This is a genomic window from Paraburkholderia pallida, assembly GCF_004524855.1.
In the GTDB taxonomy this organism is placed as follows: domain Bacteria; phylum Pseudomonadota; class Gammaproteobacteria; order Burkholderiales; family Burkholderiaceae; genus Paraburkholderia; species Paraburkholderia oxyphila.
Window position 1 is genome coordinate 2,928,135 of sequence record NZ_CP038148.1, and the last position, 25,708, is coordinate 2,953,842.

The 25,708-nt window shown below is 64.8% G+C and carries 26 protein-coding genes and 1 tRNA gene; 11 read left to right on the forward strand and 16 right to left on the reverse strand.

Annotated elements, in window-relative coordinates:
* Window positions 1-34: 34 nt before the first annotated feature.
* The 8 genes from E1956_RS13265 to E1956_RS13300 form a co-directional block, all read right to left on the reverse strand.
* Window positions 35-394, reverse strand: a complete 360-nt coding sequence (locus E1956_RS13265) for an NADH-quinone oxidoreductase subunit A (RefSeq protein ID WP_133199550.1) — start codon at window positions 392-394, stop codon at window positions 35-37.
* 161 nt (window positions 395-555) lie between these two features.
* A tRNA-Leu gene (locus tag E1956_RS13270) sits at window positions 556-640 on the reverse strand.
* A gap of 110 nt (window positions 641-750) precedes the next feature.
* A complete protein-coding gene (gene secG / locus E1956_RS13275) occupies window positions 751-1,143 on the reverse strand; it encodes a preprotein translocase subunit SecG (RefSeq protein WP_134749521.1) in 393 nt (130 codons plus the stop codon).
* 101 nt (window positions 1,144-1,244) lie between these two features.
* Complete coding sequence (gene tpiA, locus E1956_RS13280; protein WP_134749523.1) at window positions 1,245-2,027, reverse strand: triose-phosphate isomerase; 783 nt, start codon at window positions 2,025-2,027, stop codon at window positions 1,245-1,247.
* Window positions 2,028-2,205: 178 nt separating this feature from the next.
* A complete protein-coding gene (locus E1956_RS13285; protein WP_134749525.1) occupies window positions 2,206-3,222 on the reverse strand; it encodes an NAD(P)H-quinone oxidoreductase in 1,017 nt (338 codons plus the stop codon).
* A gap of 114 nt (window positions 3,223-3,336) precedes the next feature.
* Window positions 3,337-5,484: a polyribonucleotide nucleotidyltransferase gene (gene pnp / locus E1956_RS13290; RefSeq protein ID WP_134749527.1), complete on the reverse strand. Its 2,148-nt coding sequence runs from the start codon at window positions 5,482-5,484 to the stop codon at window positions 3,337-3,339.
* Between the two features lie 353 nt (window positions 5,485-5,837).
* Window positions 5,838-6,107 (reverse strand): 30S ribosomal protein S15, encoded by a 270-nt coding sequence (gene rpsO / locus E1956_RS13295; protein ID WP_027795476.1) that lies wholly within the window; start codon window positions 6,105-6,107, stop codon window positions 5,838-5,840.
* Window positions 6,108-6,295: 188 nt separating this feature from the next.
* Entirely contained in the window at window positions 6,296-7,591 is a 1,296-nt protein-coding gene (locus E1956_RS13300; RefSeq protein WP_134749529.1) for a branched-chain amino acid ABC transporter substrate-binding protein, read from the reverse strand.
* 198 nt (window positions 7,592-7,789) lie between these two features.
* Here E1956_RS13300 and E1956_RS13305 point away from each other — a divergent pair, with 198 nt between their 5' ends.
* Window positions 7,790-8,332 carry a hypothetical protein gene (locus tag E1956_RS13305; protein WP_197732791.1) on the forward strand — a complete coding sequence of 181 codons (543 nt, stop codon included), beginning with the start codon at window positions 7,790-7,792 and terminating at the stop codon, window positions 8,330-8,332.
* A gap of 160 nt (window positions 8,333-8,492) precedes the next feature.
* On the opposite strand, the gene E1956_RS13310 is transcribed toward E1956_RS13305, so the two are convergent.
* The 6 genes from E1956_RS13310 to E1956_RS13335 form a co-directional block, all read right to left on the reverse strand.
* Window positions 8,493-10,037 carry a 2-isopropylmalate synthase gene (locus E1956_RS13310; RefSeq protein WP_134749531.1) on the reverse strand — a complete coding sequence of 515 codons (1,545 nt, stop codon included), beginning with the start codon at window positions 10,035-10,037 and terminating at the stop codon, window positions 8,493-8,495.
* A 314-nt stretch (window positions 10,038-10,351) separates the two neighbouring features.
* On the reverse strand, window positions 10,352-11,230 hold the full coding sequence (gene pssA, locus E1956_RS13315) for a CDP-diacylglycerol--serine O-phosphatidyltransferase (RefSeq protein WP_134749533.1): 879 nt from the start codon (window positions 11,228-11,230) through the stop codon (window positions 10,352-10,354).
* An 11-nt stretch (window positions 11,231-11,241) separates the two neighbouring features.
* Window positions 11,242-11,895 (reverse strand): phosphatidylserine decarboxylase, encoded by a 654-nt coding sequence (locus tag E1956_RS13320; RefSeq protein WP_133199542.1) that lies wholly within the window; start codon window positions 11,893-11,895, stop codon window positions 11,242-11,244.
* Window positions 11,896-12,033: 138 nt separating this feature from the next.
* Entirely contained in the window at window positions 12,034-13,050 is a 1,017-nt protein-coding gene (gene ilvC / locus E1956_RS13325) for a ketol-acid reductoisomerase (RefSeq protein WP_028218528.1), read from the reverse strand.
* 121 nt (window positions 13,051-13,171) lie between these two features.
* Window positions 13,172-13,663: an acetolactate synthase small subunit gene (ilvN, locus tag E1956_RS13330; RefSeq protein ID WP_134750605.1), complete on the reverse strand. Its 492-nt coding sequence runs from the start codon at window positions 13,661-13,663 to the stop codon at window positions 13,172-13,174.
* A gap of 115 nt (window positions 13,664-13,778) precedes the next feature.
* Window positions 13,779-15,554, reverse strand: a complete 1,776-nt coding sequence (locus E1956_RS13335; RefSeq protein ID WP_134750607.1) for an acetolactate synthase 3 catalytic subunit — start codon at window positions 15,552-15,554, stop codon at window positions 13,779-13,781.
* A gap of 434 nt (window positions 15,555-15,988) precedes the next feature.
* Between E1956_RS13335 and E1956_RS13340 the strand changes: the two genes are divergently transcribed.
* The 10 genes from E1956_RS13340 (at window position 15,989) to E1956_RS13385 (ending at window position 24,246) form a co-directional block, all read left to right on the forward strand.
* On the forward strand, window positions 15,989-16,552 hold the full coding sequence (locus E1956_RS13340) for an RNA polymerase sigma factor (RefSeq protein WP_134750609.1): 564 nt from the start codon (window positions 15,989-15,991) through the stop codon (window positions 16,550-16,552).
* Window positions 16,549-16,986 carry a DUF3619 family protein gene (locus E1956_RS13345; RefSeq protein WP_028218532.1) on the forward strand — a complete coding sequence of 146 codons (438 nt, stop codon included), beginning with the start codon at window positions 16,549-16,551 and terminating at the stop codon, window positions 16,984-16,986. Before E1956_RS13340 ends, E1956_RS13345 begins: the two co-directional genes overlap by 4 nt.
* A 17-nt stretch (window positions 16,987-17,003) precedes the next feature.
* The gene (locus E1956_RS13350; RefSeq protein ID WP_134749535.1) at window positions 17,004-17,816 is read left to right on the forward strand and encodes a DUF3106 domain-containing protein; all 813 of its coding nucleotides are present in this window, start codon (window positions 17,004-17,006) and stop codon (window positions 17,814-17,816) included.
* 300 nt (window positions 17,817-18,116) lie between these two features.
* Entirely contained in the window at window positions 18,117-18,647 is a 531-nt protein-coding gene (locus E1956_RS13355) for an RDD family protein (protein WP_134749537.1), read from the forward strand.
* A gap of 309 nt (window positions 18,648-18,956) precedes the next feature.
* On the forward strand, window positions 18,957-19,910 hold the full coding sequence (locus tag E1956_RS13360) for a UDP-2,3-diacylglucosamine diphosphatase (protein ID WP_134749539.1): 954 nt from the start codon (window positions 18,957-18,959) through the stop codon (window positions 19,908-19,910).
* A 68-nt stretch (window positions 19,911-19,978) separates the two neighbouring features.
* Window positions 19,979-21,010, forward strand: a complete 1,032-nt coding sequence (locus tag E1956_RS13365) for a glycosyltransferase family 4 protein (RefSeq protein ID WP_134749541.1) — start codon at window positions 19,979-19,981, stop codon at window positions 21,008-21,010.
* 157 nt (window positions 21,011-21,167) lie between these two features.
* Window positions 21,168-21,824 carry a diacylglycerol kinase gene (locus E1956_RS13370; RefSeq protein WP_134749543.1) on the forward strand — a complete coding sequence of 219 codons (657 nt, stop codon included), beginning with the start codon at window positions 21,168-21,170 and terminating at the stop codon, window positions 21,822-21,824.
* Between the two features lie 202 nt (window positions 21,825-22,026).
* The gene (locus tag E1956_RS13375; protein ID WP_134749545.1) at window positions 22,027-22,758 is read left to right on the forward strand and encodes a TetR/AcrR family transcriptional regulator; all 732 of its coding nucleotides are present in this window, start codon (window positions 22,027-22,029) and stop codon (window positions 22,756-22,758) included.
* A gap of 5 nt (window positions 22,759-22,763) precedes the next feature.
* Window positions 22,764-23,348, forward strand: a complete 585-nt coding sequence (locus E1956_RS13380) for an LOG family protein (protein WP_134749547.1) — start codon at window positions 22,764-22,766, stop codon at window positions 23,346-23,348.
* Window positions 23,349-23,499: 151 nt separating this feature from the next.
* A complete protein-coding gene (locus tag E1956_RS13385) occupies window positions 23,500-24,246 on the forward strand; it encodes an SDR family oxidoreductase (RefSeq protein ID WP_134749549.1) in 747 nt (248 codons plus the stop codon).
* Window positions 24,247-24,315: 69 nt separating this feature from the next.
* Here E1956_RS13385 and E1956_RS13390 read toward each other — a convergent pair whose 3' ends face one another.
* Both E1956_RS13390 and E1956_RS13395 read right to left on the reverse strand, forming a co-directional pair.
* Window positions 24,316-24,936, reverse strand: a complete 621-nt coding sequence (locus tag E1956_RS13390; RefSeq protein WP_134749551.1) for a DUF924 family protein — start codon at window positions 24,934-24,936, stop codon at window positions 24,316-24,318.
* Complete coding sequence (locus E1956_RS13395; protein ID WP_134749553.1) at window positions 24,933-25,676, reverse strand: alanyl-tRNA editing protein; 744 nt, start codon at window positions 25,674-25,676, stop codon at window positions 24,933-24,935. Before E1956_RS13395 ends, E1956_RS13390 begins: the two co-directional genes overlap by 4 nt.
* Window positions 25,677-25,708: the final 32 nt, after the last annotated feature.

Genomic DNA, 25,708 nt, shown 5'->3' on the forward strand with positions numbered 1-25,708 from the left:
GCAGTGCCGCCCATGCTATCCGGCGATTAACCCCTTATTCCCAGTCGAGACCGCCCTTCTTCCAGATGTAGGCGAAGCCCAGCAGGAATTCGAGCAGAAACAGCATCATCGACAGGAAACCGGGCCAGCCGATGTCGCGCAGGGCAACGCCCCACGGAAACAGGAATGCCGTTTCGAGGTCGAAGATGATGAAGAGAATGGCCACGAGGTAGTACCGTACATCGAACTTCATGCGCGCGTCTTCGAACGCTTCAAAGCCGCACTCGTACGGTGAATCTTTTTCGCTGTTGGGCCGGTTGGGACCGAGGATCTTGCCAATTGAGACCAGCGCTACGCCCAGACCAATACCTACCAGAAGGAACAACAGGACGGGGTAATAGGTAGCGAGATTCAAGGCTATCCTCTATCGGTTGGTTCTGAGGTTCCGCAGGAACTTCAAGTCGCTCTGCGGGAATCACTTTACGTACTTCGCGCTGCGATCGAAACGAACACGACGTATAAAGCAAAAATGCCAGCCGAAGCTGAAGCAAGCGGCTGGCATTTTTTAGATAACATTGGTGCCGACGGCGAGACTCGAACTCGCACAGCTTTCGCCACTACCCCCTCAAGATAGCGTGTCTACCAATTTCACCACGTCGGCACTACATGCAATCCGGGACAACATTTACTGAAACCCGCGAATCGCTTCAAGACTTAAATTCTAACTTGTTCCCGCTGTTTGTTCAACGCACAAAAACAAGTTTTTCAGAATTATTTCGGCACATCATTACCGGGGTTCGACGCCGCCGCAGCCGGCGCTGCCGCCGGAGCGCTTGCCGCGGAAACCGCAGGAACCGATGCAGCAACGGGAGCCGAAGCAACGACCGGAGCCGCGGCGCCAAGCAAGCCTGCCGAAGGCTTCGAATGATACGACCCCAAGTAAGTTAATGCAAGCGTCGAGACGAAAAAGACCGTTGCGAGGGCTCCCGTAGTGCGCGACAGGAAGTTCGCGGAGCCGCTCGCGCCGAACAGGCTGCCCGACGCGCCACTGCCGAACGCGGCGCCCATATCGGCGCCCTTGCCGTGCTGCAGCAGAACGAGGCCGATCACCCCGAGCGCCGACAGAATCTGGACGACGATAATCAACGTTTTCAAATACAGCATCACACTCACCTGAGTCCTTGTTGAACGCCGCCTCCCCGGAGGCATGCGCAAATGCAGCCGGCACGGGCCTCACGTGAGGCGCCATGCCCAAGCCTTGTTTTTTATCCCGCGACGCTCGCGCCCGCCGCAGCGGCCACGCAAATCGCGAGGAAATCCCCTGCCTTCAGCGCCGCACCACCAATCAGGCCGCCATCGATATCGGCCTGACGGAAGAGCTCCGCCGCATTCTCCGGCTTCACGCTGCCGCCGTACAGCAGCGGCACGTCCGCCACCTGCGCGCCCTTCGCGGCAAGCCGCGCACGCAGGAAAGCGTGAACCTGCTGGGCCTGCTCCGAAGTTGCGCTCTTGCCCGTGCCGATCGCCCAGACCGGCTCGTAGGCGACGACGATGCGCGCCGCCTCCTGAACCGACAACGCCGCCAGCACTGCATCGAGTTGCGCGCCGACCACCTGCTCGGTCGCGCCGCTTTCACGCTGCTCCAGCGTCTCGCCCACGCAGACGATCGGCGTGAGGCCGGCCGCAAGCGCGCGCTGCGCCTTCAGGGCGACGAGCTCGGAGCTTTCACCGTGGTAAGCGCGACGCTCCGAGTGACCGACGATCGCGAGACCTGCTTCGAAGTCGGCGACCATGCCTGCAGCGACTTCGCCCGTATAGGCACCCTGCTCGTGCGCCGACACGTCCTGCGCGCCCCAGACCACCCGGCTGCCGCCGAGCAGCGCCTGAGCCTGCGCAAGATACGGAAACGGCACGCACACGCCAACACGCACATCCGACGGCAGCGCCTGCGCGCCCTGCGCGACGCCTTCGAGCAATGCAGCATTGGCCGCGAGGCGGCCATGCATCTTCCAGTTACCGACTACGAGCTTCGATCGTTGATTCGTCATTGTTCCGGTTGCTGTTAAAAGCGGACGCAAAACATGGAATTTTACTGCGTGAAATCGAAGTGGGTCAAACCGGGCCGCTCAGAACGCGCAAAAAAGACGTCAAAAAAGCCCGAAAAATCAAGCACGAACCCGCTGCGAAACCGTGCAACCGGCTACAGCGGGCCTGCTGGCAGCGTCATCAGGCCGTCTGGCCCCAATCGAGCATGATCTTGCCCACGTGCTCGCTGCTTTCCATCAACGCGTGCGCCTCGGCGGCCTGCGCAGCGGGAAAGACGCGGAATACGACCGGCTTGATCCGGCCCTCTTCGAGCAGCGGCCAAACTTTCGCCTTCAGTTCCTGCGCGATCTGTGCCTTGAACTCGACCGAGCGTGCGCGCAGGGTCGAACCGGTGATCGTCAGGCGCCGGCGCAGGATCTCGCCCATGTTGACCTCGGCCTTCGAGCCGCCGAGCGTCGCGATCAGCACGATGCGGCCGCCGGTGGCGAGCGCGGAGAGCTCGCGCGGCACATAGCCGCCCGCGACCATGTCGAGGATCACGTCCACGCCACGGTCGTTCGTGAGCGCCTTCACGACATCCACGAAGTCCTCGGTGCGATAGTTGATCGCACGTTCCGCGCCCAGTTGCTCGCAGGCCCGGCACTTGTCGTCCGACCCCGCGGTCGCGAAAACCCGAAAGCCGAGCGCATGCGCGATCTGGATCGCCGTCACGCCGATCCCGCTCGAGCCGCCCTGCACGAGCAGCGTCTCGTTCTCGCCGCCCTCGCCCTTGCCGAGCAAAGCACGCTGAAACACATTGCTCCAGACCGTGAAAAAAGTCTCGGGCAACGAAGCCGCTTCGATGTCGGTAAGGCCTTTCGGCACCGGCAGGCACTGGCCGAGCGGCGCGACCGCATACTCGGCGTAGCCGCCGCCCGCGATCAACGCGCACACGCGATCGCCAACCTTCAGCCCGAACGGATTGTTCTTTTCGTCGAGCGTCCCGCCGATGATCTCGCCCGCCACCTCGAGCCCCGGCAAATCGGAAATGCCCGGCGGCGGCGCGTACGAACCCTTGCGCTGGAACACGTCAGGGCGATTCACGCCGGACGCGCTCACCTTGATCAGCACCTCGCCGGCCTTCGGCTCGGGCATCGGGCGTTCGGTCAGCTTCAGCACGTCCGGTGCACCGAATTCGGTAATCTCGACAGCCTTCATCTCACGTCTCCGTAGGGCCTGCAGTTGCCTTCAATTACACCTGTCTCAATCCCACATTTTCATAAAAAAACGGCCGGCGCGCTCATCGCGTGCCGGCCGTTTCTGTGAACCGTCTTACTGCTGCGGTTCGCCCTGCGGTGCGCCGTTAGCGGCTGCTTCATTGAGCAGCGCCTTGGCGGACAGGCGCACGCGGCCCTTCTCGTCCGTCTGGATGACCTTGACCTTCACGATCTGGCCTTCCTTCAGGTAGTCGTTGATGTCCTTGATGCGCTCGTTGGCGATTTCGGAGATGTGCAGCAGGCCGTCCTTGCCCGGCAGCAGGTTCACGATCGCGCCGAAGTCGAGCAGCTTGAGGACCGCGCCTTCGTACACCTGGCCCACTTCCACTTCGGCCGTGATGTTCTCGATGCGCTTCTTCGCTTCGGCCATGCCTTCGCTCGACGTCGAAGCGATGGTCACAACGCCGTCGTCCGAGATGTCGATGGTCGTGCCGGTTTCTTCGGTCAGCGCGCGGATCACCGAACCACCCTTGCCGATCACGTCGCGGATCTTCTCCGGGTTGATCTTGATGGTGATCATGCGCGGAGCGTACGCCGACATCTCGGTGTTCACACCCGCAACCGCCGAGGTCATCTTGCCGAGGATATGCATACGGCCTTCCTTCGCTTGCGCGAGGGCGACTTGCATGATTTCCTTGGTAATGCCCTGGATCTTGATGTCCATCTGCAGCGCGGTCACGCCAGCTTCCGTGCCCGCGACCTTGAAGTCCATGTCGCCGAGGTGATCTTCGTCGCCAAGGATGTCGGTCAGCACCGCGAACTTGTTGCCTTCGAGGATCAGGCCCATCGCGATGCCCGCGACGTGCGCCTTCATCGGCACGCCGGCGTCCATCAGCGCGAGGCAGCCGCCGCACACCGAAGCCATCGACGACGAACCGTTCGACTCGGTGATTTCCGAGACCACGCGGATCGAGTAGCCGAATTCTTCGGCGCTCGGCAGGCAGGCGACGAGCGCACGCTTGGCGAGACGGCCGTGGCCGATTTCACGGCGCTTGGGCGAGCCCACGCGGCCCGTTTCGCCGGTCGCGAACGGGGGCATGTTGTAGTGGAGCATGAAGCGGTCGCGGTACTCGCCTTCGAGCGCGTCGATGATCTGCTCGTCGCCCTTGGTGCCGAGCGTCGCGACAACCAGCGCCTGCGTTTCGCCGCGCGTGAACAGCGCCGAACCGTGAGTGCGCGGCAGGACGCCCGTGCGGATCTCGATCGGACGCACGGTGCGCGTGTCGCGACCGTCGATACGCGGCTCGCCGTTGAGGATCTGCGAGCGGACGATCTTCGCTTCGAGGTCGAACAGGATGTTGCCGACCGAGGCCTTGTCGGCCGCCGTCGTGCCGGCCGCCGATGCTTCTTCTTCGAGCTTCGCCGAGGTCGACGCGTAGACTTCCTTCAGCTTCGTCGAGCGTTGCTGCTTGTCGCGCAGCTGGTAAGCCGCGTGGAGGTTGCCGTGGGCGATGTCCGTGACGCGCGCGATGAGCGCTTCGTCCTTCGCCGCCGGCTGCCAGTCCCATTCGGGCTTGCCGCCGTCGCGCACGAGTTCGTGGATCGCGTCGATGGCCGTTTGCATCTGCTCGTGGCCGAACACCACGGCGCCGAGCATCACGTCTTCGGGCAGCTGGTCGGCTTCCGATTCCACCATCAGCACTGCGCGCTCGGTACCGGCCACGACGAGATCGAGGCGCGATTCCTTGATCTGTGCGCGCGTCGGGTTCAGCACGTACTCGTTGTTGATGTAGGCAACACGCGCCGCGCCCACCGGGCCGTTGAACGGCAGACCCGAGATCGCCAGCGCAGCCGATGCGCCGATCAGCGCGGGGATGTCAGCCGGGACTTCCGGATTGATCGACAGGACGTGGATCACGACCTGGACTTCGTTGTAGAAGCCTTCCGGGAACAGCGGACGCAGCGGACGGTCGATCAGGCGCGAGATCAGCGTCTCGCCTTCCGACGGACGGCCTTCGCGACGGAAGAAGCCGCCCGGGATCTTGCCGGCCGAATAGGTCTTTTCGATGTAATCGACGGTGAGCGGGAAGAAGTCCTGACCCGGCTTCGCGGTCTTCGCGCCAACGACGGTCGCGAGCACGACCGTATCTTCGACGTCGACGATGACGGCGCCGCCCGCCTGACGGGCGATCTCACCGGTTTCGAGGCGCACATTGTGCTGGCCCCATTTGAATTCCTTCGCGACTTTATTGAACATGGTCATGGTCACTCACTCCTTACTCATTTGTTATGCGTTGCCCGCACACGCGGGCGACACGGCAAGACAGAATCCGGCACCGCGCAGGTAGAGGAGTGTTATGCCATTCCAGCGGATCGCGCGGCTGCGACGATAACGCTGCACGTGCGTGACCTGTTGTCGCGCACGATTCGATGGAATGACACAAAGCTCTGCCCCGAGGCCCGGCCCTGCTGCTTTTACGGCTATTTACAGCTATCGACTGCGTTCTTTGCTGCTGGTGCTGCTATGCGGCACGCATCGCATGAAGCGTACCGTTCAAAAACAAAATGCCTGCATCAGTGGAACTGACACAGGCATCTTTTTGCAAGACCTTGCGATTACTTGCGCAGACCCAGCTTCTCGATCAGTGCGCGGTAACGATCTGCGTCCTTACCCTTCAGGTAGTCAAGCAGCTTGCGGCGGCGGCTCACCATGCGCAGCAGACCGCGGCGGCTGTGGTGATCCTTCGCGTGCGACTTGAAGTGGCCGGTCAGTTCATTGATACGCGACGTCAGGAGTGCAACCTGAACTTCGGGCGAACCCGTGTCACCGGTGCCGCGCGCGAATTGCGCGACGATGTCGGACTTCTTGATATCTGCTACGGACATTTGCTTTTCCTTTAAAACAAACAAGCGGTCACGGAAGAAAGGCCGTGCCGTGATTGGTTGTTGCTGACTTGCCGTGGATTACGACAAGGGGCGTATTGTAGCACAGGCCCGATTCGCCGCGAAACCGGCCTGTGCGAACCAGTTCGTGGGGCGGTGCAGGAACCGTTCCGCCCCCACCCCGGCCGTGCTCACGGACGCTTCATCTTGCAGACGGTCGCCGGCGCCGTGCGCTCCGCCGGCAGCGCCAGCACGGTGCGAAAGCCATAGCCCGAGCCCTCGTTGTCGTAGCGCACACCGGGCGTGCCCTGCTTGTCCATCTGCATCACGTAAAGGGGCTGGATCACCTGGTGATCGTCGGCGCGCATCCACATCGGATGGAAGCCATTGTCGAAACGCATGCCCTCGAGCGCCCTCGCGACCGCCTCCGGTTGAGCCGATCCCGCCTTCGTCATCGCCTGGGCGAGCATCTCGACGAGCATCTCCATGCGCAGCACCGGATAGTCGTCCTGCGCCGCCGGGTAGCGGGTGCGGAACGCCGCATACCAGGCGTCGGAGGCTGCGCCGCCCGCGTTCGGGTGCCAGTCGGCCACGGCGATCACGCGCTTGACGCCCGCCTCGCCGAGCGCCGCCGGCGCGCCGAGGCTGTTGCCGTAGAACGTGTAGAACTTGGTGTCGAGGCCCTGTTCGCGCGCGGCCTTCACGAGCAGCGTGAGGTCGTTGCCCCAGTTGCCGGTGATGACGGCGTCCGCGCCCGCCGCGCGAATCTTGGCGATATACGGCGCAAAATCCTTCACGCGGCCGATCGGATGGAACTCGTCGCCCACCACCGCAATGTCCGGACGATCTTTCGCCAGCGCCGCGCGCGCAAGCGTGCTCACGTCGTGGCCGAAACTGTAGTCCTGATTGAGCAGGTAGACCTTCTTGATGGACTGATCGGCGGCGATCACATCGGCGAGCGCGTCCATGCGCATGCCTGCGTGCGCGTCGAAGCGGAAGTGCCAGAAGCTACAGTTCGCGTTGGTGAGCGCAGGGTCGTCCGCCGAGTAGTTGAGGAACACCTCGCGGTTCTCGGGCTCGCGCGCGTTCTGGCGATCGATGGCCGCCACGAGCGCCGCCGCCACCGCCGAGCTGTTGCCCTGCAAGATGAAGCCGATGTGGCGGTCGGCGGCCGCGCGCAGTTGCATCAGCGCCGCTTCGGTGCTGCCCTTGCTGTCGAGCACGACCAGTTCGAGCGGATGGCGGCCGTCCGCCAGCGTCACGCCACCGCGTGCGTTCACGCGATCCACGCCGAAACGCAGATTGCGCTCGACGGCCGCGCCCGCGTCCGCGAACGGTCCGGACATGCCCTCGATCAGCGCGAGCTGGATCGGCTTGCCCGCGCTCGCCGGCGTGCTCGCGGCGTGCGCGCCGCCGGTCGTCAGTGCCGCGCCCAACCCTAGCGCCGCCAGCACGGCCACCGCCGCGCGCGTCCATCGTCCCTTCATGGGCCTGTTCCTCTTCTGTGTGAGCCGTATCGTATGAAGCGCGGATCATAGGACGGGCATGCGCACGGCCGCAAGCCGCCGCAACCCCGACGTGTCAAAATAACGGTTCCAGAGAGGGTTCGAGGCACTTCGATCCCAGCTTCGCATCCGCACGGCGCCCATCGCACACGTGCACAGACGTGCAATCGGGGGGACTTCATGCTCAACCGTCTTTCATCCGCCATCGCGACGCGCCTGCCGCGCGCCACGCGCCGGGCGCTCGTCGCCGGCATGGGCGCGCTCGCCCTGGCCGGCTGCGTGCAGCCGTGGCAGCAATTCCATGCGGGCGACGACGCCCAGGCCGTGATCGCCCGCTTCGGCCAGCCGCGCGAGGTCTACGACCTGCCCAACGGCGGCAAGCGCCTGATGTGGCCCACCCAGCCGATGGGCGAAACCACCGTGGCCGCCGACATCGACGGCAGCGGCAAGGTCGTCAGCGTGCGCCAGGTGCTGCAGCCCAACGAGTTCTATAAAGCCGAGATCGGCACATGGACGCGCACCGACGTGCTCGTGAACTTCGGCCGCCCGGAAGAGACCGCCTACTTCCCGCTGATGAAGCGCGAGGCCTGGACCTATCGCTACCTCGAGGACGGCGTCTGGTACATGCTCTACAGCTTCTATTTCGACGACCAGGGCATCCTGCGCCTCACGCAAAAGACGCCCGATCCTCTGCACGATCCCGACCGGCGCAGCATTTTCTGAGCGCCAAAGGCGTTGGCACGCATCGCCAGCCAGACGCCAGACAAGACAAAGCCCCCGCGCTCTCGCGAGCACGGGGGCTTTTCATTTGACCGGCGCGAAGCTGGACAAAGCGGCGCAAAGCGTGGGCAAAGCGGGACGGAACGCCCCGCTGCCCTTGCGCTTACGAGCGCTGCGGGTTGAGCTTGTCGCCCGAGTAGAGCTTGTTGAGCGCCGAGATATACGCCTTGGCCGAAGCCGCGACGATATCCGGATCGGTGCCCACGCCGTTGACGATACGCCCGGCCTTCGACAGACGCACCGTCACTTCGCCCTGCGCCTGGGTGCCCGTCGTGATCGCGTTCACCGAGTACAGCAACAGCTCCGAGCCGCTGCCCACTTCGGTTTCGATGGCGTTGAGCGTCGCGTCCACCGGGCCGTTGCCCGCCGCTTCGCCCGTCACTTCCTTGCCGTCCGCCGAGAACACGACGCGTGCGTGCGGACGCTCGCCCGTCTCCGAGTGCTGCGCGAGCGAGACGAACTTGAAGTGCTCCTTCTCCTGCGCCTCGGCCGATTCCTCGGTGACGATCGCGATGATGTCTTCGTCGAAAATTTCCGACTTGCGGTCGGCCAGCTCCTTGAAGCGCGCGAATGCCTGGTTCAACTCGGCTTCGCTGTCGAGCTGAATGCCGAGTTCCTGCAGGCGCTGCTTGAATGCGTTGCGGCCCGAGAGCTTGCCGAGCACGATCTTGTTCGCGGTCCAGCCCACGTCTTCCGCGCGCATGATCTCGTAGGTGTCGCGCGCCTTGAGCACGCCGTCCTGGTGGATGCCCGACGCGTGCGCGAACGCGTTCGCGCCCACCACGGCCTTGTTCGGCTGCACGACGAAACCGGTGATCTGCGAGACGAGCTTCGAGGCCGGCACGATCTGCGTGGTGTCGATGCCAAGGTCGAGGCCGAAGTAGTCCTTGCGCGTCTTCACGGCCATGACGATCTCTTCGAGCGAGGTATTGCCCGCGCGCTCGCCCAGACCGTTGATCGTGCACTCCACCTGGCGTGCGCCGCCAATCTGCACGCCGGCCAGCGAGTTCGCCACCGCCATGCCGAGGTCGTTATGGCAGTGCACCGAGAACACGGCCTTGTCCGAGTTCGGGATGCGCTCGCGCAGCGTCTTCACGAGGTTGCCGTAGAGCTCCGGAATGCCGTAGCCGACCGTATCGGCGATGTTGATCGTGGTTGCGCCTTCGTTGATCACGGCTTCCAGCACGCGGCACAGGAAGTCCATGTCCGAGCGGCTGCCGTCTTCGGGCGAGAATTCCACGTCGTTCGTGAACTTGCGCGCGTAGCGCACGGCCAGCTTCGCCTGCTCGAGCACCTGCTCGGGCGACATGCGCAGCTTCTTCTCCATGTGCAGCGCCGAGGTGGCGATGAACGTGTGGATCCGGAAATGGTCGGCGGGCTTGAGCGCGTCGGCGGCGCGCTGGATGTCCTTGTCGTTCGCGCGGGCGAGCGAGCAGATCGTGCTGTCCTTGATCATGCCGGCGATCGTCTGGATCGCGTCGAAGTCGCCGTTCGAGCTGGCTGCGAAGCCCGCTTCGATGACGTCGACCTTCATGCGCTCGAGTTGCTTCGCAATGCGGATCTTCTCTTCTTTCGTCATCGACGCACCGGGCGATTGTTCGCCGTCACGCAACGTCGTATCGAAAATGATGAGCTTGTCTGCTGCCATTTCGGGTCTCCAGGGGGACTTGTTCAGTGTCTAAAAACGGATTTTGGGTGTTCGCGCCACCGGTGGCGACGCTGACAATGAACGAAGCTAACGGAGGGCGAGCGAGATCAGCGCGGCAGGCGCGCTAGCGCTAGCGTGCTTAGCAGCGCGCCGGCTTGAAGAAGAGAGGGGGAGAACTGGATGGTGTCCATGCCGCCGACTATAGCCGGAATCCGGCGATAGCGCAATTGGCGCGGGCCTGCACTCGCGGTGGACAAAATAAAAAGGGCCGCGCTCGCGCGCAGCCCTTCGTCCGTTTGCCTGACTTCGGCGCCCTAGCGCTCGCGCGGCGAGGAGCGCGCCGGGTTCGTGCGCCCGCGCACGCCCTGCCAGGCCCAGAACACATAGCCCGAGAGACCATAGAGCACGAACAGGCCAAACAGCATCAGCGGCGGATCGGACGAGACCAGCACGAACGCCACCACCACGAGCAGCGTGGCCGCGAACGGCACGCGGTGCCGCACGTCGAGCGCCTTGCCGCTATAGAACGGCGCGTTCGAGACCATCGTCACACCTGCGTAGATCGTCAGCACGAAGGCCACCCACGGCAGCCAGGCGAGCTTCACGGGCACGCGGTTGTCGGTCGTGAGCCAGACGAAGCCGGCGATCAGCGCCGCCGCGGCCGGACTCGGCAGGCCCTGGAAGAAGCGCTTGTCCACCACGGCAATATTGGTGTTAAAGCGCGCGAGGCGCAGCGCGGCGCCCGAGCAGTAGACGAAGGCCGCAAGCCAGCCCCAGCGCCCGAGGTCCTTGAGCACCCACTCGTACATCACGAGCGCGGGCGCGACGCCGAACGAGACCATGTCCGACAGGCTGTCGAACTGCTCGCCGAACGCGCTCTGCGAATGCGTCATGCGCGCGACGCGCCCGTCCATGCCGTCGAGCACCATCGCCACGAAAATGGCGATGGCCGCCACTTCGAAGCGCACGTTCATCGCCTGCACCACCGCGAAAAAGCCGCAGAACAGCGCCGCGGTCGTGAACGCATTGGGCAGCAGGTAGATGCCGCGCTTTTTCAGGAAGTCCTGGCGCGCGGCGCGGCGGCTCGCCGCCGCGCCCACCACGGGCTCCTGCACCGCCTTGTTGCGGCGAAACGGGCGCGGTAGCGGCGCGCCAGCGGGATTACGGGGTCGACGCGGTTTGAATCCGGCCATCGCTGCCCTCCTTATGCGGATTGCGTAGGCAGTTCGGCGAGGATCGTCGACGAGGCGGAGACCTTTTCGCCGATCGACACGCGCGGGCGGCTGCCCACCGGCAGATACACGTCCACGCGCGAGCCGAAGCGGATGAAGCCGTAGCGCTGGCCGCGCGAGAGCGGCTCGCCGGCGCGCACGTAGCAGAGAATGCGGCGCGCGATGAGGCCGGCGATCTGCACCGAGGTGACGGCCGTGCCATCGGCCATCGTGAGCACGACGGCGTTGCGCTCGTTCTCGGTCGAGGCCTTGTCGATGGCGGCGTTCAGGTAGGCACCCGGGAAGTATTCGACCTTCGCGACGGCGCCGTCCACGGGCGAGCGCTGCGAGTGCACGTTGAACACGTTCATGAACACGCTGATCTTGAGCGCTTCACGGTTGGCGTACGGGTCGTGTGCGGTTTCGACCGCAACGATGCGGCCGTCGGCCGGGCACAGCACGGCGTTGGCCTGGGTGGGAATCGGGCGCGGCGGATCGCGGAAGAACTGGACGACGAAGACCAGGATCAGCCAGAACGGCCATGCAAGGCCGAAGCCTGCGACCGCATGGATCAGGAGCGCGACGACGGCCGCAATGGCGATGAACGGCCAGCCTTCGCGCGCGATGATCGGATGAGGGTAATTCATGGTGGCTTCGCTGTTATTTTAAAAACCGTAGGATAGCAAAAGCCGCCCAGGGTTCATCCCACCTGGGCGGCTTTCTTTGATACTGCGTGCCGTGCGACGGGAAAAACCCGCACGCACGGGCAGAACGGCACCGTCAGATTAGTTCTTCGACTGGTCGACGAGCTTGTTTGCGGCGATCCACGGCATCATCGCGCGCAGCTTGGCACCGACCGTTTCGATCTGGTGCTCGGCGCCCAGGCGGCGGCGCGATTGCAGCGTCGGCGCGCCAGCCTTGTTTTCAAGGATGAAGCTCTTCGCGTATTCGCCGGTCTGGATGTCCTTCAGGACGTCCTTCATGACCTTCTTCGTCTCGGCCGTGACAACGCGCGGGCCCGTCACGTACTCGCCGTACTCGGCGTTGTTCGAGATCGAGTAGTTCATGTTCGCGATGCCGCCTTCGTAGATCAGGTCGACGATCAGCTTCAGTTCGTGCAGGCACTCGAAGTACGCCATTTCCGGCGCGTAACCTGCTTCGACCAGCGTTTCGAAGCCAGCCTTGATCAGCTCGACCGTACCGCCGCACAGGACGGCTTGTTCGCCGAACAGGTCAGTTTCGGTTTCTTCGCGGAAGTTCGTTTCGATGATGCCGGCACGGCCGCCGCCGTTCGCTGCTGCGTACGACAGGGCGATATCACGCGCTGCGCCCGACTTGTCCTGGTGGACAGCGATCAGGTGGGGCACGCCGCCGCCTTGCGAGTAGGTGCCGCGAACCGTGTGGCCCGGCGCCTTCGGGGCGATCATGATGACGTCCAGATCCGCACGCGGGATCACCGCGCCGTAGTGCACGTTGAAGCCGTGTGCGAACGCGAGCGCTGCACCGTTCTTGATGTTCGCGTGGACTTCCTTCGCGTAGACGTCGGCGATCTGCTCGTCCGGCAGCAGCATCATGACAACGTCGGCGCTCTTCACCGCTTCGGCCACTTCCTTGACCTGCAGACCGGCGTTCTCAGCCTTGCTCCACGATGCGCCGTTCTTGCGCAGACCGACCGTCACGTTCACGCCGCTGTCCTTCAGGTTCAGCGCGTGGGCGTGGCCTTGCGAGCCGTAACCGATGATCGTGACCTGCTTGCCCTTGATGAGGGAGAGATCGGCGTCCTTGTCGTAGAAAACTTTCATGTTGGTTCCTTGGCGAGAGTCTGGGTGAATTCGTTACTGCTATTAGCTTTGCTGCACCGGATGCCGCGCCCGGGGGCGCAGCATCCGGTCAAGTTCCGGTGCAAGATCGACTGGGGTCGGGTCACACCTTCAGAATGCGCTCTCCGCGCCCGATGCCCGAGCCGCCCGTACGGACGGTTTCGAGAATGGCGGCGGCGTCCATCGCTTCGATGAACGCGTCGAGCTTGTCGCTCGCCCCCGTCAGTTCGATCGTATAAGTCTTTTCGGTGACGTCGATGATGCGGCCGCGGAAAATGTCCGCCATCCGCTTCATCTCCTCACGTTCCTTGCCGACCGCCCTTACCTTGATCAGCATCAGCTCGCGTTCGATGTGGGCGCCCTCGGTAAGGTCGACCACTTTCACCACCTCGATCAGGCGGTTCAGATGCTTCGTGATCTGTTCGATCACGTCGTCCGAGCCAATGGAAACGATGGTCATGCGCGACAGCGAATGGTCTTCGGTCGGTGCCACCGTCAAGGTTTCAATGTTGTAGCCGCGTGCGGAGAAGAGGCCGACCACGCGCGAGAGTGCGCCCGGCTCGTTTTCCAGCAAAACGGAAATAATGTGTCTCATGATGGGTTCCACGATTTATCCAGTTTGACGAGGCTGCCGCCCTTCCCCGCGAACCCGCGCGCCCGTTGTGTGGACGCGCGCCGCGCGAGGTTGCTGCGGCGCCGTGCAAATACCGTTAGAGGTCTTCCGAGCCGAGCAGCATCTCGGTGATGCCCTTGCCGGCCTGTACCATCGGCCAGACATTCTCGGAAGGGTCGGTCTGGAAATCGAGGAACACCGTGCGGTCCTTCAGGCGCAGCGCTTCCTTGAGCGCCGGCTCCACATCAGCCGTCTTTTCGATCCGCATGCCAACGTGGCCATACGCTTCGGCGAGCTTCACGAAGTCGGGCAGCGCATCCATGTACGAATGCGAATAGCGCTTGCTGTATTCGATCTGCTGCCACTGGCGAACCATGCCGAGGTAGCGGTTGTTCAGCGAAATGATCTTCACGGGCGTGTCGTACTGCTTGCAGGTCGACAGCTCCTGAATGCACATCTGGATCGAGCCTTCGCCCGTGATGCACAGCACGTCGTCGTCGGGGTGCGCCATCTTCACGCCCATCGCCGCCGGCAGGCCGAAGCCCATCGTGCCGAGGCCACCGGAGTTGATCCAGCGGCGCGGCTGGTTGAAGCGGTAGAACTGCGCGGCCCACATCTGGTGCTGGCCGACGTCCGAACACACGAACGCATTGCCGCCCGTGAGCTCCCACGCCTTTTCCACCACGTACTGCGGCTTGATGATTTCGCTCGAACGGTCGAACTTCAGGCAGTTCTTCTCGCGCCAGCCTTCGATGTCCTTCCACCAGTCGGCGAGCGCTTCCGTATCGGGGCCGTGCTCGGCGTGCTGGAGCTGCTCGATGAGCTCCTTGAGCACTTCCTTGACGTCGCCGACGATAGGAATATCGACCTTCACACGCTTCGAGATCGACGAAGGGTCGATGTCGATGTGAATGATCTTGCGCGCACGCGAGGCGAAGTGCGCCGGGTCGCCGATCACACGGTCGTCGAAGCGTGCGCCGATTGCGATCAGCACGTCGCAGTGCTGCATCGCCATGTTGGCTTCGTAGGTGCCGTGCATGCCGAGCATGCCGAGGAACTTGCGGTCGCTCGCGCGATAGCCGCCCAGACCCATCAGCGTGTTCGTGACCGGGTAGCCGAGCAGGTCGGCGAACTGGTTCAGCTCGCGCGACGCATCCGCGAGGATGATGCCGCCGCCGGTGTAGATGTACGGACGCTTGGCCGAGAGGAGCAGCGAGACCGCTTTGCGGATCTGCCCCGAGTGGCCCTTGGTGACCGGGTTGTACGAGCGCAGCGAGACGCTCTTGATCGGTTCATACGTGCACGGCGTCTTCGACACATCCTTCGGAATGTCGATCAGCACGGGGCCGGGACGGCCGGTGCGCGCAATGTAGAAAGCTTTCTTGACGGTGGCGGCGAGATCGCGCACGTCCTTCACGAGGAAGTTGTGCTTCACGCAGGGACGCGTGATGCCGACCGTGTCGCACTCCTGGAAGGCGTCCTGACCAATCGCGGCGGTAGGCACCTGGCCGCTGATGATCACCATCGGGATCGAGTCCATATAGGCCGTCGCGATGCCCGTCACCGCATTGGTGACGCCAGGCCCCGAGGTCACGAGACACACGCCGACCTTGCCGGTCGAGCGCGAGTAGGCATCGGCCGCGTGCACGGCTGCCTGTTCGTGGCGCACGAGAACGTGCTGAATTTTGTCCTGCTTGTACAGCTCGTCGTAGATGTAGAGTACCGAGCCGCCGGGGTAGCCCCAAATGAATTCGACCTGCTCGTCGGCGAGCGCCTTCATCAGCACGGTTCCGCCGATGGACGTATGAGCTTGGGGGTCAGATTCTTGCGAAGGGGGGACCGACGTGGAGAATTCCGCGCTGGGCATATTCATCATTCACCTTTCGAATTTTCGGCAAAAAATTGATCGGGTGCTCTCTGCCGGGCTTGTGGCTCGGGTTCAAGCGGCGCGTCCAGTTGACAGATGAGCCTCATGGGCCACACCTGAATTGAGACAAGTCACTTATGTTGCGAACCATCGACGATATCGTTTCATCATGGTTCGGTCAAGCGATAATTGCCGCTTTTTAGAGCAGCGGGCATAAACGTTGCGTATATGCCCAACTCGCGCGCAACCCGCTCGCCGGCTTGCGCGAGCGATGCCCGCAACAGCCCGTCCAGCGGCTTTCGCGCGGCGCACGGCACGGTAACTTGATGTAGCGCACATGCCGCCGGCTACCCCTCTCGCGCGAAAATTTGCTAGCATCCGCGAGTTTTACGACATTTTTCAAACGATTACGCGTCCCACCTGGCGGCGCCCTGCAACGGATGGCATCAGATAAGGAACTCGCCGATTTTCTGGCGGGCGTCGAAAGACGCGCGTTCAAGCAAACGGTCTACGCCGTGCGCGACGACGACGCGTCGCTCGATATCGTGCAGGACGCGATGATCAAGCTCGCGGAAAAATACGGAGACCGCCCCCCCGCCGAACTCCCCCTGCTCTTCCAGCGTATTCTGCAAAATACGATGCACGATTATTTTCGTCGGCAGAAAGTACGCAATACTTGGGTGAGCCTCTTTTCCTCGCTCGGCAACTCGGAGGACGAGGAATTCGACATCCTCGAGACCTTCGAGGCAGAATCGGGATCGGCGGGCGCGGAAAGCAGCGAGCAGCAGCTCGAGCGCGCGCAGGTGCTCAACCTGATCGACGAAGAGATCCAGAAATTACCGGCACGTCAACGGGAGGCGTTTCTCATGCGTTACTGGGAGGATATGGATGTCGCCGAAACCGCCGCCGCCATGGGTTGTTCCGAAGGGAGCGTGAAAACGCACTGCTCGCGGGCCACCCACACGCTGGCTCAAGCGCTCAAGGCCAAAGGAATCACGCTATGAGCTCCGCCCTCGAAAATAAAGATTTAGAGTTCGTGCAGGCGATGCGCCGCGCGCTCGACGAGAGCGCCGCGAGCCTGCCTGCCGCCACGACTGACCGTCTCGCCGCCGCCCGCAAGGCCGCGCTTGGCCACAAGAAGGCCGAGCAGCCGGTGTTCGTGCGCGTGCCGTCGTTTGCCGCCGCGGGCGTGGGCACGCTGCCCGGTGCCGCGCAGGGCGGTCTCAAGGCGCCGCGCCGGCGTTCGGCGCTTGCGCGCTTCGCGCTCGCCTGGCCGCTCGCGGCACTCGTGGCGGGCCTGTTCGCCATTGCGTATTTCGAAGACCAACAACGCACTGCGGAACTCGCCGATATCGACGCGGCCATGCTGAGCGACGACCTGCCGCTCACGGCCTACCTCGACCACGGGTTTAACGCGTACCTGTCACGCGCGCACTGAAGCGGGAGATTCACGGGGTGAGTTACAAGCGCGGCCTGGCCGTTGTCATTGGATCTGTGGTCGCGGCACTCGTGTCGTATGCGGCGACGTATCCGCGCTTTCATCCCGAGCCGGCGGCCGAGCCCGCTGCGGCAGCGGCGCCCGCGCAAGCCCAGGCGCCCACCGCTGAAGCCACGCCTGCCATACCGTTGCCCGGCAGCGTCAGCCCGCTGTCCTGGGCGCGCCTCTCGGACGCGCAGCGCGTCGCGCTCGCGCCCTTCGTCAGCGAATGGGATACCTTCAGCGACGCACGGAAACGTAAATGGCTAAAGATCGCCGCGCGTTACCCGAAGATGTCGCCTGATGAGCAAAAGCGCCTGCAGGAACGCATGACCGAATGGGTACGCATGACGCCTGAGCAACGGCGCGTCGCGCGCGAGAACTATCAGGCGTCCAAGGAGATGACCGCCCAGGCGCGTCAGCGCGCCTGGAAGGCCTACCAGCAACTCTCCGAAGAACAGAAAGAGCGCCTCGCCGCCAGCGAGCGCAAGCGCCGGACCGTGGTCAGTGCGCCGCCGAGCGGCAACAAGAGCGAAATCCGCGACATCGAGCGGCTCGTGAACGAACGCGAGCACCGCGTGCGTGCGCGCACGGCTTCCGGCGCCTCGGGTGCGCCTGGCGTGCCCTCGTCCGCGCCCGCGATGCCGGGGCAGCCCGGCACCTCCGGACAGCTCGCCACGCCGCCCGCCTCGGCCTTCGCAGCCAGCATCCCCGCGGCAGACAGCTTCGAGCCGGCCATTCCCGTGCCCGTGTCGCCCGCCGAGGCGCCCGCGGCGTTCAAGGGGTCCTGAGCGCACAGCGCTTCGGCTTGCGTTGCTCCGCGCGCGGTGCGCTTGCGCGTTTTCGGGCTCGCCCGGGCGCATCGTCGCTCGCGCCGCCCCAGCGCGTTTTCCTGCATTTTCCCGCGTTACTCATCGCCGCCCTTCGCGGTGGCCGCCACTTGCGGTTATCCTCACGGTGTCCCGTCCCTTATCGCCTCTCCGCCAGTGCGACGCCGCCCCGTGACCGAACACGTCAGTGCCACCGAGACCGCCGTGAGCCTTGCGCAACGCTCGCCATCCGCAAACGGAGCGCCGCCTGATGCATCGCCCGTGGCACACGCAGAGACCGGCTTCCAGGAGCCAGCCGAAACACCCGCCTCTGCCCTGGCGCCCGTCACCGTGCGCCGCAGGCTCGCCGCGCTCCTCTACGAGAGCGTGCTGCTCTTCGGCGTGATCTTTGTCGCCGGCCTCGCGTTCAGCCTCGTCCTGCAGCAACGCAACGGCTACACCCACCATCGGCTGATGGCTGCGTGGATCGCTCTCGTGGCCGGTGTCTATTTCGTCGGCTTGTGGCATCGCGGCGGGCAGACCCTGCCGATGAAGACGTGGCGCCTGCGCGTGATCGGCCCCGACGGCGCCCCGCCCTCGCTCGCCCGCGCCACGCTGCGCTACCTCGCTGCGTGGCTGTGGTTCCTGCCGCCGCTCGCGCTGCACCCGCTCCTGAACCTCACGGTGCCGCACACGCTCGTGCTCGAAGCCTTCTGGTTCGCGGCGTGGACCGCCAGTGCGCGCTTCACACCCGGGCGCCAGTTCCTGCACGATCGCATCGCCGGGACGCGCATCGTCTCCGTGCCGAGGTAAGCAAAGAGGGCCGCAGGGCCAGCCCGGATCGCCACGCGCAATCAAGGGCAATAGAGAGCGATCACGCGCACTCACACGCAATAGCGCGCAGTCGAGCGTCTGCGCGCCGCAACGTCATCAAATCGTCACGTCACAGCGCGAGCGCGCCGCCGTTCGCGCGAGGCAGCCACGCCGGCGCCAGCCCCCACGCGGCTTCGCGCCCCCTCCTCGCATCTCGCAAGGACTGCGTAACAAGACCTTCTTGTGACTGTCACGGCGACGTCATGCCCCCATGGCGCAATGCGCGTATTGCAACCTGCCGCGCGAGCCATGGCCCAGAAGACGTCCGCGACCTCATTACTCCGGCAGACCACCGGTCCGGGCGCCGATCCCGCCGCCTTCCATCCCGGTCCGGGCGCCGCGACGCCCACCCTGCCCCTGCCATTGCCGCTGAATGACGCGCCTTCCCCGAGCGCCCGCGACGACGATCATCCCGCCCCGCATCGTTACCGCACGATCTGGCTCTCCGACATTCATCTCGGCACCAACGGCTGCCAGGCGAACTATCTGCTCGACTTCCTGCGCCACAACGAGTCGGAGTATCTGTATCTGGTGGGCGACATCATCGACGGCTGGCAGTTGCGCAAGGGCTGGAACTGGCCTCAGGCGCACAACGACGTCGTGCAAAAGATCCTGCGCAAGGCGCGCAAGGGCACCCACGTGACCTACATCCCCGGCAACCACGACGAAGGCGCGCGCCAGTTCTGCAACCTCGCGTTCGGCGACATCCACGTGCGCGAAGAAGCGTTCCATACGACTCTCGCCGGCAAGCGCCTGTGGGTCGTGCACGGCGATCTGTTCGACGGTGTGATTCAGCACGCCAAGTGGCTCGCCTATCTCGGCGATTCGGCCTACACCGTGATCCTCGTGCTGAACCGCTGGTTCAACCGCGTGCGCGCGAGGCTGGGATTCCAGTACTGGTCGCTCTCGCAGTACCTCAAGCACCAGGTCAAGAACGCCGTGAACTTCATCTCGTCATTCGAGCGCGTGATGACCGACGAGGCGCGCCGGCGCGGCTGCGACGGCGTGGTCTGCGGCCATATCCACAAGGCCGAGATCCGCGAGATCGACGGCATCCTCTATTGCAACGACGGTGACTGGGTGGAGAGCCTCTCGGCGCTCGTCGAAACCTTCGAGGGCGAACTGCGCATCGTCTACTGGACGGTGATGCAGGCCCCCGAGGCGCAGGGCGTGACGCGCAAGACCCGCGTGAGCGCGGCCTGAATCACCTGAGCCGCCTGAGTGAATCACGCGAGCCATCCCAACACACCAAACCCGAGGGCCGACGACCGATGAAAGTCATGATCGTGACCGATGCATGGGAGCCGCAAGTCAATGGCGTGGTACGAACGCTGAAGAACACGACGCGCGAGCTCATCGCGCTCGGGCATCAGGTCGAACTGCTCACGCCGCTCGAGTTCCGCACCATACCGTGCCCGACCTACCCGGAAATCAAGCTCTCGCTGTTTCCGAAGCGCCATCTGCACACGCGCATCAACGCCTTCCGCCCCGACGCGATCCATATCGCCACCGAAGGCCCGCTCGGGCTCGCCGCGCGCCGCTACGCGATCGACCACGACCTGCCGTTCACGACCGCCTATCACACGCGCTTTCCCGAATACGTGCAGGCGCGCTTCGGCATTCCGCTCTCGGCCACCTACCGCTTCCTGCGCTGGTTCCACAAGCCTTCGCTCGCGGTGATGGCGCCCACGCCCGTCGTGAAGACCGACCTCGAGAAGTTCGGCTTCACGAACGTCGTGCTGTGGACGCGCGGCGTCGATCTCGAGATCTTCGAGCCGATGGAGTCGAAGGTGCTCAACACCGCGCGCCCGATCTTCCTCTACGTGGGGCGCGTTGCCGTGGAGAAGAACGTCGAAGCCTTCCTCAAGCTCGATCTGCCGGGCTCGAAGTGGGTCTGCGGCGAAGGCCCCGCGCTCGCCGAGCTCAAGTCGCGCTACCCCCAGGCCAATTATCTGGGCGTGCTGAGCCAGCCCGAGCTCGCCAAGGTCTACGCCGCCGCAGACGTGTTCGTGTTCCCGAGCCGCACCGACACGTTCGGCCTCGTGCTGCTCGAGGCGCTTGCCTGCGGCACGCCGGTGGCCGCCTACCCCGTCACGGGTCCGATCGACGTGCTCGGCGCGGGCGGCGCCGGCGCGATGAACGAGGACCTGCGCGAAGCCTGTCTCGAGGCGCTCAAGATCGACCGCGGCACGGCGCGCGCATGGGCCGAGCGCTTCTCGTGGACGGCCGCGTCCGAGCAGTTCGCGTCGCACCTGAAGCCGCGCGCGCACACGACGATGCAGGAATCGGGCGCAACCGCCTGAGCGCGGCCTGCGGCCAGCAACGAAGCCGATGACACGCCCCACCCCCGCTCCCGGCACCGAAGACGAAGACAACGGCGATGCCGCAGTATCGCTTGCAGCCACGCCCCGCGCAGTGGGGCAGGACGCATGCGATACTGCGGCATCGACTCCGATTGTTATGGCCCCACGTCCTTCGTCACCCTCCAAAGCGTCCGCAGCGCCGCGCGATAGCGACGCGCCGCAACCCGCTCGCCCCGATGCACGCCAGAGCGCACACGGCGGCGCGGCGCCCGTGCATGCGGGCGCCGCCGCGAACGCGCCGCGCACGAGCGCCAGCGTGCCCCAGCAGCAGCCCGGACCGCCCGAGCCGCCGGAACCCGCGCATCTGCACGAGCCGCTCGGCCCGGACGATCCGCTGGCCCCGCTGCCGTTCAACCCCTACAAGGGCAACCGCGGCATCATGCGCGCCTGGAACGCGCTCAAATATTCGATCAAGGGTTTTCGCGTCGCCATCCGCGAAGAAAGTGCGTTTCGCCAGGAGCTCACGCTCGCGGCCATCCTCGTGCCCATCGGCGTGTTCGTGCCGGTCGAACCGGTCGAGCGCGTGCTGCTGCTGGGCTCGGTCATGCTGGTGCTGATCGTCGAGCTGCTCAATTCGAGCATCGAAAACGCCGTCGACCGCATCGGTCTGGAGCGCAACGAGCTTTCGGGCCGCGCCAAGGATCTCGGCAGTGCCGCGGTGACGGTCGCCCTCCTCACCTGCGTGATGGCATGGGGCTTGATCCTCGTGCCGCGCTTCGGCCCCGCCCTGCTGCACTGGCTCGGCCTGCGCTGAGCCCCAGGCCTCCCGCCAACGCCAGGGGACGCGCCTCGCAGCGCTCATACCCTGCGTTCCAGACAGGCTGGCTTGGCGCCGGGATCGTCGGTTTATAATCGAACGACAGTCTTAAAAAACGACCACCCGCGTCCGGGCCGGCGGCGCTTCGCAGATGCGGCAGCGTTGCAGGCCCGACGCCGCACCTCCAAGGCCGGACGACATGGATTCCAAACCTCCCCGCCGTACACGCGAACGGATTCTTGAGCTGTCGTTGAAGCTGTTCAACGAGATCGGCGAGCCCAACGTCACGACGACGACCATCGCCGAGGAAATGGAGATCAGTCCAGGCAACCTGTACTACCACTTCCGCAACAAAGACGACATCATCAACAGCATCTTCAGCCAGTTCGAGCAGGAGATCGAAAAGCGTCTGCGCTTCCCGGACGACCATCGCGCCACCATCGACGAGATGTGGGCGTATCTGCAGTACATGGTCGATTTCACGTGGCGCTACCGCTTCCTCTATCGCGACCTGAACGACTTGCTCGCGCGCAACCGCACGCTCGAGATGCACTTCAAGCAGATCATCAGCCACAAGGTGCACTTCGCGAAGCAGTTCTGCGAGCAGCTCGTGGAAGACGGCGAGATGGTCGCCACGCCCGCCGAGATCCACGTGATCTCGACCAATATCGGCGTGATTGCGACCTACTGGCTCTCGTACCAGTTCGTGATGAATCCGCGCAAGTACAACGACCAGGAAGCGATCCAGGAAGAGCTGCACCAGGTGAGCGTGCAGATCGTCTCGCTGATGGCGCCTTATCTGCGCGGGCGCGCGCGCCAGCTGTTCGACGACCTCGTCTCGGGCAAGCTCGAAAAGCGCGAGTTCTACGACTACCTGCCGCCGCGCGAGGGCACGACGGGGGGCGCGAGCGCGAAGGACAACAAGGATTGATGCGAATGAAAGCAGTCTGCGTATATTGCGGCTCCTCGATGGGAGCCCGACCGGTCTACAACGAGGCGGCGCAGGCGTTCGGCCGCGCGCTCGTCGATGCCAACCTCGCGCTCGTCTACGGCGGCGGCAAGGTGGGCCTGATGGGCGTGATCGCCGACACCGTGATGGCGCATGGCGGCCGCGCGATCGGCGTGATTCCCGAGCTGCTGGTGGACAAGGAAGTGGGCCACAACGGCCTCACGGAGCTGCACGTCGTGCCCGACATGCACCAGCGCAAGAAGATGATGGCCGATCTCTCCGATGCCTTCGTCGCGATGCCTGGCGGCGTGGGCACGCTCGAAGAGCTGTTCGAGGTCTACACGTGGGCGCAGCTCGGCTATCACCACAAGCCGGTGGGCGTGCTCAATATCGACAGCTTCTACAACCCGCTGATCGCGCTGCTCGAGCACACCGTGAGCGAAGGCTTCATGCGCCAGGCCTATCTCGATCTGCTGCAGATCGATAGCGATCCCGCCGCGCTGATCGGCAAGCTCAAGCGCTACCACGCGCCCGCCAAGGACAAGTGGGCGGATCTGCGCGAGAACGTTTGAGCCCGGGTGACTCTGCGGCTGCGCGCCCTTCGCTTCGCGAGGCGCGCGTCCAGAAGCTTTGCGTGGGGCCCGGTGTTCCGCCGAGGCTCGGAGGCAACACTCCGGCCGGCACCTGAAGCACCCGGTCCCGTCGACAGGAGGTGACACACAGATGGGCAAGGTCGTTCTCATCACCGGCGCGAGCCGCGGCATCGGCCGCGCGTGCGCGCAGCTGCTCGGCGCGCACGGCTGGACCGTGGGCGTGAATTATCTGCATAACGAACCAGCTGCCGAAGAAACCGCGGCCGAGGTCGGCCGCGCGGGCGGCCACGCACGCGTGCTGCGCGGCGACGTGGCCAGCGAAGCCGATGTGCTCGCGATGTTCGACACGCTCGAATCGGCGTACGGACGCATCGATGCGCTCGTGAACAACGCCGGCATCGTGGCGCCCTCGTCGCGCGTCGCGGACATGGACGCCGAGCGCCTCAAACGCATGTTCGACGTGAACGTCTACGGCGCCTTCCTGTGCGCGCGCGAAGCGGCGCGGCGCATGTCGAAGGACCGTGGCGGCGATGGCGGTGCGATCGTCAATGTGTCGTCGGCGGCCTCGCGGCTCGGCTCGCCCAACGAGTACGTCGACTACGCGGCTTCCAAGGGCGCCATCGACACGATGACGATCGGTCTCGCCAAGGAGCTCGGCCCGCAGGGCGTGCGCGTGAACGCGGTGCGGCCAGGACTCATCGACACGGAGATCCACGCGAGCGGCGGCCGGCCCGAGCGCGCGGCCGTGCTCGGCGCGCAAACGCCGCTCGGACGCCCGGGCAGCGCCGACGAAGTGGCACAGACGATCGTGTGGCTCTTGAGCGATGCGGCATCGTACGTGACGGGCGCCCTGCTCGATGTGAGCGGAGGGCGCTGAGCGAGCGCCGGGAAAAACGCCGGGCAGTTGCGAAAACCGCGCGGCGCGCCGCGTCACGGCGCGTTTTCGCTAGAACGACGAGCCCGGCTCGCGCAGGAATGCGGCTTCGGCGTCGCTGCTCGGGCGGCCAAGCTGCGCGTTGCGGTGCGGGAAGCGCCCGAAGCGCTCGATGACGGCGGCGTGGCGCAGCGCGTAATCGTAGTACCCCTTGGCTTCCGGATCCTTCGCAAGCTCGCCGAAGAGCCGCAGCGACTCGCGCTGCGCATCGGCCGATTCCGCATGCTCGAACGGCAGATAGGCGAACACGCGATGCTGGAGGCTCGGCAGGCGCAGATCGGCGCCGCTCGCCACCATCGCGCGCGCGATGCCAAGCGCCTTGTCGTCCGCCGAAAACGCGTGCGGCGTGCCACGATGGCAATTACGCGAGAACTGGTCGAGCAGGATCACGAGGGCCAACGCGCCTTCGGGCGTGCCGCTCCACGCATCGAGTTCGCCTGAGCGCGCGGCGTCGAGCAACGCACCGAAGCGCTCGCGCAAGGACGTGTCAAACGCCTTGTTCTTGCGGAACCACATCTTGCGCTCACGGCCGAACGCTTCCGAACCTGGCACACCGAACCAAAAGTCGAGCACCTCGCGGGCGCGCGGATCGAGCGCCTCGTGAACGTGGGCGGGGTTCGGCGCGACGCTCATTCGGCCAGTTCCAGCACGAGCCGGCGCGTGCGTGCACTCTTCTTCTCGAGCTTCGCCACACGCAACCGGCCGATTTCTTCGGTATTGCGCACGTGCGTCCCGCCGCACGGCTGCAGATCGATGCTCTCGATGCGCAAGAGGCGCACGCGCCCGAGCCCCATCGGCGGCTTCACGCTCATCGTGCGCACGAGCTCGGGGCGCTGCAGCATTTCGTCGTCGGTGATCCATTCGGTGGCGACGGGATGCGCCCCCGCCACCAGCTCGGCCAGACGCGCCTCGACCATTTCGCGCTCGATCGGCTCGACGGTCGCGAAATCCAGACGCGCGTAGTCCGTCGTGATGCTGCAGCCGTCCACCGCGTAGGGCAGCACCGCGCACATCAGATGGCTCGCCGTGTGCAGGCGCATGTGCCGATGACGGCGGGCCCAGTCGATCTCCGCGCGCACGCGCTCGCCGGCAACGAGGCGCGCGAGCAGCGCCTCCTGGCCGGGCGCGGGGACGTGCAGCGCGTCGTCGGGCGTCGCGCCTTCGAACTTGGCCTTGCGCGTGTCGGCGATCTCGATGCGCGTGCCGTCGGCGAGCACGAGTGCGCCGGTGTCGCCGGCCTGGCCGCCGCCGAGCGGGTAGAACACGGTCTGGTCGAGCCGCACGCCGTCCTCGCCTATGGCGATCACCGTGGCGTCGCACTGCGTGAGATAGGCGTCTTCGCGAAAGAGTGCACGGGTGGGAGATGTCGTCATGGTGATCTGATCCTCGCTTGGGTCCCGAATCC

What these genes read in the sequence shown, in the direction of transcription:
- secG (WP_134749521.1), bottom strand. Translation starts at nt 1,143, where the DNA reads ATGCTGTATTTGAAAACGTTGATTATCGTCGTCCAGATTCTGTCGGCG.
- tpiA (WP_134749523.1), bottom strand. Translation starts at nt 2,027, where the DNA reads ATGACGAATCAACGATCGAAGCTCGTAGTCGGTAACTGGAAGATGCAT.
- E1956_RS13285 (WP_134749525.1), bottom strand. Translation starts at nt 3,222, where the DNA reads ATGAAGGCTGTCGAGATTACCGAATTCGGTGCACCGGACGTGCTGAAG.
- pnp (WP_134749527.1), bottom strand. Translation starts at nt 5,484, where the DNA reads ATGACCATGTTCAATAAAGTCGCGAAGGAATTCAAATGGGGCCAGCAC.
- rpsO (WP_027795476.1), bottom strand. Translation starts at nt 6,107, where the DNA reads ATGTCCGTAGCAGATATCAAGAAGTCCGACATCGTCGCGCAATTCGCG.
- E1956_RS13300 (WP_134749529.1), bottom strand. Translation starts at nt 7,591, where the DNA reads ATGAAGGGACGATGGACGCGCGCGGCGGTGGCCGTGCTGGCGGCGCTA.
- E1956_RS13305 (WP_197732791.1), top strand. Translation starts at nt 7,790, where the DNA reads ATGCTCAACCGTCTTTCATCCGCCATCGCGACGCGCCTGCCGCGCGCC.
- E1956_RS13310 (WP_134749531.1), bottom strand. Translation starts at nt 10,037, where the DNA reads ATGGCAGCAGACAAGCTCATCATTTTCGATACGACGTTGCGTGACGGC.
- pssA (WP_134749533.1), bottom strand. Translation starts at nt 11,230, where the DNA reads ATGGCCGGATTCAAACCGCGTCGACCCCGTAATCCCGCTGGCGCGCCG.
- E1956_RS13320 (WP_133199542.1), bottom strand. Translation starts at nt 11,895, where the DNA reads ATGAATTACCCTCATCCGATCATCGCGCGCGAAGGCTGGCCGTTCATC.
- ilvC (WP_028218528.1), bottom strand. Translation starts at nt 13,050, where the DNA reads ATGAAAGTTTTCTACGACAAGGACGCCGATCTCTCCCTCATCAAGGGC.
- ilvN (WP_134750605.1), bottom strand. Translation starts at nt 13,663, where the DNA reads ATGAGACACATTATTTCCGTTTTGCTGGAAAACGAGCCGGGCGCACTC.
- E1956_RS13335 (WP_134750607.1), bottom strand. Translation starts at nt 15,554, where the DNA reads ATGAATATGCCCAGCGCGGAATTCTCCACGTCGGTCCCCCCTTCGCAA.
- E1956_RS13340 (WP_134750609.1), top strand. Translation starts at nt 15,989, where the DNA reads ATGGCATCAGATAAGGAACTCGCCGATTTTCTGGCGGGCGTCGAAAGA.
- E1956_RS13345 (WP_028218532.1), top strand. Translation starts at nt 16,549, where the DNA reads ATGAGCTCCGCCCTCGAAAATAAAGATTTAGAGTTCGTGCAGGCGATG.
- E1956_RS13360 (WP_134749539.1), top strand. Translation starts at nt 18,957, where the DNA reads ATGGCCCAGAAGACGTCCGCGACCTCATTACTCCGGCAGACCACCGGT.
- E1956_RS13365 (WP_134749541.1), top strand. Translation starts at nt 19,979, where the DNA reads ATGAAAGTCATGATCGTGACCGATGCATGGGAGCCGCAAGTCAATGGC.
- E1956_RS13370 (WP_134749543.1), top strand. Translation starts at nt 21,168, where the DNA reads ATGGCCCCACGTCCTTCGTCACCCTCCAAAGCGTCCGCAGCGCCGCGC.
- E1956_RS13375 (WP_134749545.1), top strand. Translation starts at nt 22,027, where the DNA reads ATGGATTCCAAACCTCCCCGCCGTACACGCGAACGGATTCTTGAGCTG.
- E1956_RS13380 (WP_134749547.1), top strand. Translation starts at nt 22,764, where the DNA reads ATGAAAGCAGTCTGCGTATATTGCGGCTCCTCGATGGGAGCCCGACCG.
- E1956_RS13385 (WP_134749549.1), top strand. Translation starts at nt 23,500, where the DNA reads ATGGGCAAGGTCGTTCTCATCACCGGCGCGAGCCGCGGCATCGGCCGC.
- E1956_RS13390 (WP_134749551.1), bottom strand. Translation starts at nt 24,936, where the DNA reads ATGAGCGTCGCGCCGAACCCCGCCCACGTTCACGAGGCGCTCGATCCG.
- E1956_RS13395 (WP_134749553.1), bottom strand. Translation starts at nt 25,676, where the DNA reads ATGACGACATCTCCCACCCGTGCACTCTTTCGCGAAGACGCCTATCTC.